Source organism: Streptomyces sp. NPDC093109, from assembly GCF_040701725.1.
GTDB lineage: Bacteria > Actinomycetota > Actinomycetes > Streptomycetales > Streptomycetaceae > Streptomyces.
In genome coordinates, this window is the sequence record NZ_JBFBEZ010000011.1 from 144118 (window position 1) to 156044 (window position 11927).

An 11927-nucleotide genomic window follows, 5' to 3' on the forward strand; every position below is an offset into this window, starting at 1 on the left:
TACCGCGGAGAACGACTGATATATCAGTTGCTCATCAGTCGACTCCCAGTTGACTCTCAGGACGGTGGTCGGATGGCAACGGACTTCCTCTGGCGCAACCCCGAGCCACGCTCCTCGTACGACGTCGTCATCATCGGCGCGGGGGGCCACGGCCTGGCCACTGCCTATTACCTGGCCGCGCACCACGGCATCACCAACGTCGCCGTGCTGGAGAAGGGCTGGCTGGCCGGCGGCAACATGGCGCGCAACACCACGATCATCCGCTCGAACTACCTTCTGGACGAGAGCGCGGCGATCTACGAGTACGCGCTCAAGCTCTGGGAGCGGCTGCCGGCGGAGCTGGACCACGACTTCCTCTTCAGCCAGCGCGGTGTCCTCAACCTCGCGCACACCCTCCAGGACGTCCGCGAGGGCACCCGCCGGGTCAACGCCAACCGTCTCAACGGCGTCGACGCCCAGTGGCTCGGTCCTGACGAGGTCGCCGAGGTCTGCCCGATCGTGAACGTCTCGCCCACCACGCGGTATCCGGTCCTCGGCGGCACCTTCCAGCCCCGGGCGGGTATCGCCAGGCACGACCAGGTCGCCTGGGCGTTCGCCCGCCGGGCCGACGCGCTGGGGGTCGACCTGATCCAGGGCTGCGAGGTCACCGGCTTCCTCAAGGACGGCGACCGGGTCGTCGGTGTCGAGACCGATCGCGGGCGTATCCACGCCGGCCGGGTAGGACTCGCCGCCGCCGGACACAGCGGTGTGCTGGCGGAGCGGGCCGGATTCCGGCTGCCCGTGCAGTCCCATCCGCTCCAGGCGCTGGTCTCCGAGCTGCACGAGCCGGTGCACCCCACGGTGGTGATGTCGAACCATGTGCACGTCTACGTCTCCCAGGCGCACAAGGGCGAGCTGGTGATGGGCGCCGGTGTCGACGCGTACACCGGTTACGGGCAGCGCGGCTCCTTCCATGTGATCGAGCGTCAGATGGCCGCCGCCGTCGAGCTGTTCCCCGTCTTCGCCCGCGCCCATGTACTGCGTACCTGGGGCGGCATCGTCGATGTCACCCCGGACGCCTCCCCCATCGTCGGCACCACGCCCGTCGAGAACCTCTATGTCAACTGCGGCTGGGGCACCGGGGGTTTCAAGGCCACCCCGGCCGCCGGCCGGACCTTCGCGCACACCATCGCCACCGGCGCACCGCACCCGCTGAACGCGCCCTTCGCCCTCGAACGCTTCACCACGGGGGCGTTGATCGACGAACACGGCGCCGCGGCCGTGGCCCACTGAAAAGGCCCCACCGAGAAGGCCTCACCGAGGAGGACACCGTGCTGAGGAGGACACCGTGCTGCTGATCAGCTGTCCCTGGTGCGGACCGCGCGACGAGACCGAGTACCACTACGGCGGACAGGCCCATGTCCCCCACCCCGAGAGCCCCGCCGACCTCGACGACCGGCAGTGGGCCGAGTACGTGTTCTACCGCGAGAGCCCCAAGGGCCCCTTCGCCGAGCGGTGGATGCACAGCACCGGCTGCCGCCGCTGGTTCAACGTCGTACGGGACACCGTCACTTACGAGGTGCTGGCCTCCTACCGGCCCGGCGAGCCGCGCCCCGAACCGCCACGCCACGAACCGCCACGCCACGAGCCGCCACGCCCCGAACTGCCCAGGACCGGAGGCGACCGATGACCGACCAGCGCTTCCGGCTCCGGCAGGGGGGCCGGATCGACCGCGCCACCGTGCTGCGGTTCACCGTCGACGGGCGGGAGCTGACCGGCCATCCCGGTGACACCGTCGCCTCGGCGATGCTCGCGAACGGGCTCGTCGAGGTCGCTCCGTCGATCTACCGCGGTCGCCCGCGCGGGATCGTCTCCGCCAGTGCCGAGGAGCCCAACGCCCTGGTACGGATCGAGGGTCCGTGCGCGGAGGGCATGCTCCCGGCGACGACGGTGGAGCTGTACAACGGGCTGTCCGCCACCACGCTGTCCGGGCGGAGCCGGCTCGACCCGGCCCCCGACTCCGCCGTCCACGACAAGAAGTACGTCCACACCGACGTTCTGGTCGTCGGCGCGGGACCGGCCGGACTGACGGCCGCCGCCACCGCCGCCGGCTCCGGCGCCCGGGTGATCCTCGTCGACGAGCGGCCCGAGTCCGGCGGTTCACTCCTCTCCGGGCGGAGCGGACCGGCGTGGGCGGCCGAAGCGCGCGCGGCGCTCGACGCCGCCGCCGAGGCCGTCGTCCTGCACCGCACCACGGCGTTCGGCTCGTACGACGACAACTACGTACTGGCCCTGCAACGCCGCACCGACCACCTCGGCGCCGGCGCCCCCGGACCGTCCGCGGGCGTCTCGCGCCAGCGGCTGTGGCACATCCGGGCGCGTCAGGTGATCCTGGCGACCGGCGCGCACGAACGCCCGCTGGTCTTCGCCGGCAACGACCGCCCCGGTGTGATGCTCGCCGGGGCGGTGCGCACGTACCTCAACCGGTATGCCGTGGCCCCGGGTTCGCGGGCCGTGGTGAGCACGACCAACGACAGCGCCTACGACACGGTCGCCGATCTCCGCGCCGCCGGGATCGCCGTCGCCGCCGTCGTGGACGCGCGTCCCGTACTCTCCCGCCGGGCCGCCGAGGTCGCCGGGGCGACGGGGGTACGGGTATGCACGGGCAGCGCGGTGGTCGGTAGCGCGGGCGACGGGCGCCTGACCGGGGTCACCGTCCAGGGCCTCGACGACCGGGGCCAACTCACCGGCACCCCCGAGTCGTTCGACTGCGACCTGCTGGCCGTCTCGGGCGGGTGGAGCCCGGTGACGCATCTGCACAGCCAGCGCCAGGGCCGGCTGCGCTGGGACGAGGACCTGGCCGCCTTCGTCCCCGACGGAGCGGTACGGGACCAGCGGGTCGTCGGCGCGGCCCGGGGAACGTACGGGCTCGACGGCTGCCTGGCCGAAGGCGCGCGGGCCGGCGCGCGGGCGGCGACGGACGCCGGGTTCCCGGTTCCCGTACCGGCGCCGCCGTCCGAAGAGGCCAGGTCAGGGGGTCCGGTGCGCGCGGTGTGGCTGGTGCCCGCGACCGACGGTGCCAGTGGCAGTGGCAGTGGCAGTGGCAGTGGCAGTGGCAACGGAACCGGCGGTGAGGACACCCACTTCGTCGATCTCCAGCGCGATGTCACGGTCGCCGACATCCGGCGGGCCACCGGCACCGGCATGCGCGGTGCCGAGCACATCAAGCGCTACACCTCGCTCGGCACCGCGGGCGACCAGGGCAAGACATCCGGTGTCAACGCCATCGGTGTGATCGCCGAGGTCCTCGGCACGGGCGCGTCACCCGGGGAGATCGGCACCACCACCTACCGGGCGCCGTACACACCGGTGGCCTTCGCCGCCCTGGCCGGGCGGGAGCGCGGCGAGCTGTTCGATCCGGAGCGTACGACCGCCGTCCACCACTGGCACATCGCGCACGGGGCGGTGTTCGAGGACGTCGGGCAGTGGAAGCGCCCCCGGTACTACCCCCGGCCGGGTGAGGACATGGACACGGCGGTGGCCCGCGAGTGCCGCGCGGCCCGTGAGTCGGTGGCGGTCATGGACGCCTCCACCCTCGGCAAGATCGAGATCCGGGGCGCCGACGCGGGCGAGTTCCTCAACCGCGTCTACACCAACGCCTTCAAGAAGCTCAGGCCCGGACTCGCCCGCTACGGTGTGATGTGCGGGACCGACGGAATGATCCTCGACGACGGTGTGACGCTGCGCCTCGACGAGAACCGCTACTTCATGACGACCACGACCGGTGGCGCGGCCGGCGTCCTGGACTGGCTGGAGGAGTGGCTCCAGACCGAGTGGCCCGGACTCGACGTCCACTGCACCTCGGTGACCGAGCAGTGGACGACGATCGCCGTCGTCGGCCCCCGGGCGCGCGAGGTCGTCGCCCCGCTCGCGCCCCAACTCGACCTGTCCGCCGAGGCGTTCCCCTTCATGGCGTTCCGCGAGACCACCCTGGCCTCCGGGATCCCGGCACGTATCTGCCGGATCTCCTTCTCCGGCGAGCTCGCCTACGAGATCAATGTCTCCGCGTGGTACGGCCGGGCCGTCTGGGAGCAGGTGTACGAGGCCGGGCGGCCCCACGGCATCACCCCGTACGGCACCGAGACCATGCATGTCCTGCGCGCCGAGAAGGGTTTCATCATTGTCGGCCAGGACACCGACGGCACCGTCACCCCGCAGGACGCGGGCATGGAGTGGGTGGTGTCGAAACAGAAGGACTTCATCGGCAAGCGGTCACACTCCCGCGCCGACACCTCCCGCGCCGACCGCAGACAGCTGGTCGGTCTGCTGCCGTGCGACCGCCGCACGCGGCTGCCGGAGGGCACCCAGCTCATCGCGCCCGGCGTGCCCGTCACACCGGACGCGGGACCGGTGCCGATGCTCGGCCATGTCACGTCCAGCTACTACAGTCCGGCCCTCGGCCGCCCCTTCGCCCTCGCCCTCGTCGCCGGTGGGCGGTCGAGGATCGGCGAGACCCTGCTCGCCCCGGTGGGCGAGGAGCTGGTGCCCGTCCTGGTGGCCGACTCCGTGCTCTACGACCCCGAAGGGACCAGGCGAGATGGCTGATCCGACGACCGGCACCGGCACCGGTGCGGGCGCGGGCGCGGGCCTCGCGGGCCTGCGCGGAAGCCCGCTGGCGCATCTGGCGGAACGGATGCGCGCCGCCGCCGTCACCGGCGCCCGTGGCGTCACGCTGGCCGAGCGCCCGTTCCTCACCATGGTCAACCTGCGCGTCGACCCCGCCTCCGAGGCGGCCGACCGTATCGGGAAGACCCTGGGGACGCCGCTCCCCGGGCGGTGCGGCCACACCGCCACGGCCGGCCCGCGTACGGTCGTGTGGCTCGGCCCCGACGAGTGGCTCGTCCTGTCCACGGACGAATCGGCCGCCGTGGCGGCCGAGTTGGGAGAGGCGCTCGGCGGGGACCCGGGCTCGGGCTCAGTGGTGGACGTCTCGGCGAACCGCACCACACTGGAGCTGAGCGGCCCGGCCGCGCGGCAGGTGCTGGAGAAGGGCTGCCCGCTGGACCTGCATCCCCGGGCCTTCGGTCCCGGCCGGGCGGTGTCGACCACGGTGGGCCCCGTCGCGGTGCTGCTCCAGCAGGTCGACGACGCCCCGACGTACCGGCTGTACCCGCGCTCCTCGTTCGCCGACTATCTGGCACGCTGGCTGATCGACGCGATGAGCGAGTACCGCGGCCCGGAGCTGCCCTAGCCGCCTCGGCGTTGTTCGTCGCGCGCCTACGATGTGTCCATGCCCGGTCGCCAGCAACCCTCACCAGCGCACGATGCGCATCAGCACACCCCCGGCGTCCGCGAACTCACCGCGGCGGCGTCGGTCTTCTCGCTGCTCTCCGATCCGACACGGCTGCACCTGGTGTGGCTGCTGACCCGGGGGGAGGCGGACGTGACCGCGCTGGCGGCGGCGTGCGACGCGGCGCGGCCCGCCGTGAGCCAGCATCTGGCCAAGCTGCGCCTCGCGGAGCTGGTGCGCTCGCGCAAGGACGGCCGCCATGTCGTCTACGCGCTCACGGACGGCCATCTGCGCCGCCTGGTGGTGGAGGCGATCAGCCACGCCCACCACCAGGTCACCGGGGAACCCTGGCACGACTGATCCCGTCCGGCGATCCCGTCCGGCGGGGCACTTCGCGTCTCCTCACCTCCAACATGTGCACAGGTGCGCACACATGCATTAGATTGAGGGCCGCGCGCCCGCCCTCGACCCAGGAGGTGTCTGCTTGCTCACCGTGCTGCGCGACCGCACCTACCGGCACCTCTTCACCGCCCAGGTCATCGCCCTCGTGGGGACCGGGCTGGCCACCGTGGCACTGAGCCTGCTCGCCCACGACCTGGCCGGGGCGGACGCGTCCGCCGTGCTCGGCACGGCCCTGGCGGTCAAAATGGTCGCGTACGTGGGGGTCGCGCCCGTCGTCGGCGCGCTGGCCGGCCGGCTGCCCCGGCGCACCCTGCTGGTCTCGATGGATCTGACCCGGGCCGCCGTGGCCCTCGCTCTGCCCTTCGTGAGCCAGGTGTGGCAGGTCTATGTCCTGGTCTTCGTGCTCCAGTGCGCCTCGGCCGCCTTCACCCCGGCGTTCCAGGCGACGATTCCGCTGGTCCTCCCCGCCGAGCGCGACTACACCCGGGCGCTGTCGCTCTCCCGGCTCGCGTACGACCTGGAGAGCCTGCTCAGCCCCGCCCTCGCGGCGGCCCTGCTCTCCGTGATGTCGTACAACTGGCTCTTCGCGGGCACCACCGCGGGTTTTCTGGCCTCCGGCGCGCTGGTGGTCTCCGTACTGCTGCCGACGCCCGTCCCCGCATCCGCGGAACGGGCCGGCGGTGTGTTCGCGAAGGTGTCCTCCGGGACCCGGCTCTTCCTCGCCACCCCCCGGCTCCGCGCGCTGCTGCCGCTGGATCTGGCGGTCGCGGCGGGCGGCGCCATGGTCACCGTCAACACGGTCGTCCTGGTCCGGGACCACCTGGGCCGGGCCGTCGGCGATGTCTCCCTGGCGCTCGGCGCGTACGGAGCCGGCTCGCTGACCGCGGCCCTGGTGCTGCCGCGGCTGCTCGAACGGGTCAGCGACCGGGCGCTGATGCTGCCCGCGGCCTTCGCGACGGCCGGCCTCCTGACCGTCCTCGCGCTCGGCACGGCCGTCGCGCCGGGCCCCTGGGCCTGGCCGGCGCTGCTCGTCGCCTGGGCGCTCCTCGGCACCGCCGCCTCCGTGGTCCTCACCCCGTCGGGGCGGCTGCTGCGCCGCTCCGCCACGGACGCCGACCTGCCCGCCGTCTTCGCCGCGCGGTTCTCCCTGTCCCACGGCTGCTGGCTGCTCACCTATCCGCTCGCGGGGTGGCTGGCGGCCGGGGCGGGGATGCCCGTGGCGGCCACCGCGCTGGCCGTTGTCGCCCTGGCCGCCGCCGTCACCGCGCTGGCGCTCTGGCCGCGTACGGACCCCGCCAGGACCGGCCGTCCGGGCAGCGAACTCCCGGCCGGAGGGCCCTGCGTGACCCTTCCGGCTACCTCCGCGGAAGCACCGGCACGCCGGTCAGCTCCGCCGACAGCTCCCACAGCCGCCGGGCGGACTCCGGGTCGCGGGCCTGCTCGTTCCGGGGCTCCCCGCGGCTGAGCCGGTGGAAGCAGGCGCCGTTGACGGACTGCGCGTCGGCGACGGCGGCCAGGTGCAGCAGGGGTTCGGCGCCCTGTTCGGGAGTGAGGAGCAGGACCCTGACCAGCGGGGACTCCACGAGCTTGCGTTGCAGCGCGCTCTCGCGGGTGAACTCGGTGGCGATCGCTGCTGTGGAACATGGATCCGCCGAGCGACGGCTGGCGGCGCTGCGTCGTACTCGTCCTGGACGGCCTGTCCCCCGCCAACGCGAGCCCCCTTCCCCCCGTCTCCCCGTCTCCCCGTCTCCCCGATGAAGGAGTGCTACGGGGGAGCGCCGATCCCGCCCATGCCGGGTGGCGGCGGCCAGTAGGGAGCGGTCAGTAGAACTCGACGGTGTTCACGCGGTTGATCAGGTCCCGCCCGTCCAGGAGCCGGGTGGCGTTGGCGGCGAAGAGTTCCGCGATGAGACGGTCCTCCGCGGCGTCGAGCGCGGCGGTGTGCGGGCTCACCAGCACCCGGTCGTGGTCCCAGAGCGGGCTGCCGGCCGGCAGCGGTTCCGTCTCGAAGACGTCCAGCGCGGCGAATCCGACACGGCCCGAGTCCAGCGCGTCGATCAGGGCGGCCTCGTCGACGACGGTTCCCCGGCCGACGTTGACGAGGGAGGCGCCGGGCCGCAGGGCGTCGAAGAACCTTCTCCCGAGGAGGTGTTCGGTCGCCGCGGTGCCGGGCAGTGTGTTCACGACGGCGTCCACCGCCGGTGCCACCTCGACGATGCGGTCGGGATGTACCACTTCGGCCACACCGTCGACGGTGACCGCTCGTCTGCTCGTGCCGATGACGGTCGCGCCCAGCGCGTGCAGCTTCGCGGCGACGACCCGGCCGATCCCGCCGAGGCCGAGCACCAGCACGGTCTGCTCGCTGACCTGCCGCATGGTCCAGCGGCCGCTCCACTCGCGGTGGCGCTGCTGGACGTTCAGCCGGGGCAGGTCCTTGGCGCCCGCGAACACACCGAAGACGGCGAACTCGGCGAGCGGCCGGCCGTGCACACCGGCCGAGGTGGTGAACCGGACCCGGCCGAGCTCGTCGCCGTCGAGCCCGGCGGCCCCGACCTGGCTCCCGCCACCCGCCGCCATGGTGTGCACCCAGCGCAGGCGCGGGTTGGCGCGGACGGCTCTGGCCAGGGCGGACGGCTCCGCGTCGGGAATGCCGTACAGCGCGTCGGCCGAGTCGACGGCCGCCTCGAAGGCACGCTGCTGCCCGGGGGTACGCCGCCAGGACGGGTCGCCGGCGAAGTCGGCGGGCCAGCGCATCGGCGGCAGGAGCGTGTGGTCGACGACGAGATCGATCCGCGGTTCCAGCTCCAGGACGCGGGCGCGGTTCTCCTCGGACAGCGGCGCCGCGACCGCGACCCGCAGCCGGTCCCCCGGCAGGTGTTCCGGCGCCCTCACGCGAGCCTGCTCCGCAGCGCCTCGACCTCGGCGTCGAGTTCGGCTTCACGGGCGACGATCTCCTTGACCGCCGCGAGCGCCTCGTCCGCCCGGTGCGGCGGAATGACGATGACCCCGTCCTCGTCGGCGGCGACGATGTCACCCGGATTCACCACGACGCCGCCGATGGCGACCGGTTCGCCGATCGTGCCGGGGCCGTTCTTGAACGGACCGGCGGGGGTGAGCCCGCGCGCGAAGACCGGCACACCGAGCTTCTCGATGATCGCGCCGTCGCGCACATAGCCGTCCACCACCGCGCCGACGGCGCCGTACACGGCGAATCGCTGGGCGAGGTTGTCGCCGACGACGGCCCGGCCGTCGTAGCCGAAGGCGTTGATGACAAGGATGTCGCCGGGGCGGATGTGTTCGAGCGCGGCGATCACGGCCTTGTTGTCGCCCGCGACGGTGAGCACCGGGAGCGCTGTGCCGACGGCCCTGGCCCCGGTCCAGACCGGCGCGATACCCCCGTCGACGATGTTCAGCCGGTCGAGGGCGTCACCAAGGTTGGCCACGGAGTGTTCACGGAACTGATCGAGCACATGGCGGTCGGCGCGCTGCCACGCGGTGTTCACCCGTACGTTGTCGTGGGACATCACGGTCTCCTTGGGATGGGTGGGGGCGCGGAGGACGGCCCGTGCGTATCGACCGACCGGCTTTCCCCATAGGTGAGTTGCTCGGGTCCCGACCCGCCCCGGCGATAAAATGCGAAAGCTTTCGCGTTTCGCAAGAGACAGTGTGCATCCATCCGCGCCACGAGACAAGGGCCGACGGAGGGCCGGCCCGCGGGCCTCTTCCGCCCGTCCGGGGCGGAAGCGCGATGGAAGCGGAAGGTTAACTTCGGGGCAACACAGATCCTTGACCGCTCCCAGAATGCGAATCTATTCTCATTCGCGACCCAAGTCTCAACTTGGTACCGCTCGGTGTGCGGTGACGGCCCCGGGGCCGTCACCCCGGTGAATCCGACGCACCGAAACGCCGCCGTCGCCTTCCCACGAGGACCCGGAACGCCGGCGCACCACCTCGGCACAGGGGCGGCCGCCGGCCGCGACCACGTTCAGCGCACGATTCTCAGGACACCGTTCCAGGAGTCCGCGACACCGAAGGCGAACGTCATGACAACGTCAGATCGGCTCGGCATAGCGTCAGACCCTCAGCAGACCGCGGCGGACCATCCCGGCGCGGCCGGGGCCGACGTCGTCACCGCGGACGGCAAGGTCGTCCGCAAGGCCACCGTCGCCGGCGCGATCGGCTCGTTCGTGGAGTGGTACGACTACGGCATCTACGGCCTGCTCGTCACCTACCTCGCGATCAACATCATGGGCGAGGCCGAGGCCGGAGGGCTCTTCCTCACCAACGTCGGTTTCCTGGTCAGCTTTATCGCGCGCCCCTTCGGCAGCGTCATCTGCGGATACCTCGGGGACCGGATGGGCCGCAAGACCCTCCTGGCCACCCTCCTGGTGCTGATCTCCGCCGCGACGGCGGCCATCGGGCTCATCCCCTCCTCCGCCGCCATCGGCACCGCCGCGCCCGTCCTCCTCGTCCTGCTCCGTGTGCTGCAGGGCTTCTCGGCGGGCGGCGAGGTGGCCGGCGCCATGTCCTTCGTCGGCGAGTACGCCCCGGACACCCGGCGCAACTACATGATGAGTTTCATCGCCGTCGGCTCGTTCGTCGCCCTCATGTTCGGCAGCGCCTTCTCCGCCGTCCTCATCACCACCCTCGGCGACGACGCCATGGCCTCCTGGGCCTGGCGGATCCCGTTCCTGCTCGCCGTCCCGCTCGGCTACGTCGGCTTCTACATCCGCCGCCAGCTGGAGGAGACCCCGCACTTCACCGCGCTCCGCGCCCAGAACACCGTCGTGCGCAACCCGCTGAAGGCCGCGCTGACCTCCCCTCGGCACCTGAAGGCGATCGCGCTCACGATCTTCCTGCCCGCGCTCAACGGCCCCGGCTACTACCTGCTGTTCGTCTACATGCCGACCTATCTGAAGACCTCGCTCGGCGACCACAACTTCTCGATGCTGCGCGCGCTCATGGTCACCGCGGTCAGCCTGGTCGCCATCGTGATCTGTATCCCGCTCATGGCCCGGCTGTCGGACCGTATCGGCCGCAAACCGGTGCTCACCCTCTCCGCCGTCGCGATGGCCGTGGTCTCGTACCCGATGTTCCTGCTCATCACCACCGGCGAGTTCGCCCTCGCGTGCATCGGCACCACCGTGCTGGCGATCGCGTTCTCCGGCCACGCGGCGGTGGTCCACACCGTGCTCGCCGAACTGTTCCCGACCACCGTTCGCTACTCCGCGTACAGCATCGGGTTCAGCATCTCGACGATCATCTTCGGCGGCAGCGCGCCGCTCCTGATGACCACACTCATCGAGTCGACCGGGTCCAACCTGATCCCGGCGTTCGCCTCCATCATCACCGCCACGATCACCTTGGTCACCCTCGCGTTCCTGCGCGAGACCAAGGGCCGGCCGCTCGCCACCCACTGAACCGCACACCACCCCTCCGGGAGGACACCATGGGAATCAACTCGGTAGCCGTCGTCGCCGACCTCGGCGAGAGCTTCGGCAACTACACGATCGGCGACGACGACGCCCTCCTCGGCCTCGTCACCGCCTCGAACATCGCCTGCGGCTTCCACGCCGGCGACCCGCGCATCATCGACCGGACCGTCGCCGACTGCGTCGCCCGCGGCATCGAACTCGGCGCCCACCCCGGCTACCCCGACCTCGTCGGATTCGGCCGCAGGCTCATCGAGGCGTCGGAGGAGGAGATCCGCACCGACGTCCTCTACCAGCTCGGCGCGCTCGACGCCTTCGCCCGTGTGCACGGCGGCACGATCAGCCATGTGGCGCCGCACGGCCGCATGGGCTCGATCGCGCAGACCGACGCCCCGCACGCCCGCGCCATCACGGACGCGATCGCCGCGTACAACTCCGACTACATCGTGATCTGTCAGCGCGGCCTGCTCGCCGAGGAGTCGCGCAAGCGCGGCCTGGAGGTCGGTTACGTGTTCCTGGCGGACCGCGGTTACGGCGACGACGGCATGCCCGTACCGCGCTCGCACCCGCAGGGCCTGGTCCACGACCCCGCGCTCATCGGCGAGCGTGCCGTCCAGGTCGTACGGGAGGGCACCGTGCGCTCGGTCGACGGCAACATCGTGCCGCTCGGCCACGACGCGGATGTGCTGCTGCTCCACGGGGACCACCCCACCGTGCTCGACAACGGCATCGCGCTGCGTGCCGCGCTCGACGCGGCGGGCGTCCGCGTCGCGGGCCTGCGGGACGTCCTCGCCGAGAAGGCGGAGGTGGCGCTCGCCCGTTGA

The 11927-nt window shown here is 72.0% G+C and carries 10 protein-coding genes; 8 read left to right on the forward strand and 2 right to left on the reverse strand.

The genetic code is table 11. The features are described from left to right. Window positions 1-72 precede the first annotated feature (72 nt). The 6 genes from AB0389_RS13700 (at window position 73) to AB0389_RS13725 (ending at window position 7136) form a co-directional block, all read left to right on the forward strand. A complete protein-coding gene (locus tag AB0389_RS13700; RefSeq protein ID WP_366395559.1) occupies window positions 73-1272 on the forward strand; it encodes a sarcosine oxidase subunit beta family protein in 1200 nt (399 codons plus the stop codon). A gap of 55 nt (window positions 1273-1327) precedes the next feature. Further along, window positions 1328-1669, forward strand: coding sequence for a sarcosine oxidase subunit delta (locus tag AB0389_RS13705; RefSeq protein ID WP_366395560.1), 342 nt, complete (start codon window positions 1328-1330; stop codon window positions 1667-1669). Then, window positions 1666-4584: a sarcosine oxidase subunit alpha family protein gene (locus AB0389_RS13710; protein WP_366395561.1), complete on the forward strand. Its 2919-nt coding sequence runs from the start codon at window positions 1666-1668 to the stop codon at window positions 4582-4584. Before AB0389_RS13705 ends, AB0389_RS13710 begins: the two co-directional genes overlap by 4 nt. Window positions 4585-4672: 88 nt before the next feature. After that, entirely contained in the window at window positions 4673-5230 is a 558-nt protein-coding gene (locus AB0389_RS13715) for a sarcosine oxidase subunit gamma family protein (protein ID WP_366395592.1), read from the forward strand. Between the two features lie 39 nt (window positions 5231-5269). Then, a complete protein-coding gene (locus tag AB0389_RS13720) occupies window positions 5270-5629 on the forward strand; it encodes a metalloregulator ArsR/SmtB family transcription factor (protein ID WP_366395562.1) in 360 nt (119 codons plus the stop codon). Window positions 5630-5753: 124 nt separating this feature from the next. Next, window positions 5754-7136, forward strand: coding sequence for an MFS transporter (locus AB0389_RS13725; RefSeq protein ID WP_366395563.1), 1383 nt, complete (start codon window positions 5754-5756; stop codon window positions 7134-7136). 356 nt (window positions 7137-7492) lie between these two features. Here AB0389_RS13725 and AB0389_RS13730 read toward each other — a convergent pair whose 3' ends face one another. Both AB0389_RS13730 and AB0389_RS13735 read right to left on the reverse strand, forming a co-directional pair. Further along, complete coding sequence (locus AB0389_RS13730) at window positions 7493-8563, reverse strand: D-2-hydroxyacid dehydrogenase (RefSeq protein WP_366395564.1); 1071 nt, start codon at window positions 8561-8563, stop codon at window positions 7493-7495. Next, window positions 8560-9195 (reverse strand): RraA family protein, encoded by a 636-nt coding sequence (locus AB0389_RS13735; protein ID WP_366395565.1) that lies wholly within the window; start codon window positions 9193-9195, stop codon window positions 8560-8562. Before AB0389_RS13735 ends, AB0389_RS13730 begins: the two co-directional genes overlap by 4 nt. 519 nt (window positions 9196-9714) lie before the next feature. Here AB0389_RS13735 and AB0389_RS13740 point away from each other — a divergent pair. Next, on the forward strand, window positions 9715-11091 hold the full coding sequence (locus AB0389_RS13740) for an MFS transporter (protein ID WP_366395566.1): 1377 nt from the start codon (window positions 9715-9717) through the stop codon (window positions 11089-11091). A gap of 29 nt (window positions 11092-11120) precedes the next feature. Continuing rightward, a complete protein-coding gene (locus AB0389_RS13745) occupies window positions 11121-11927 on the forward strand; it encodes a 5-oxoprolinase subunit PxpA (RefSeq protein WP_366395567.1) in 807 nt (268 codons plus the stop codon).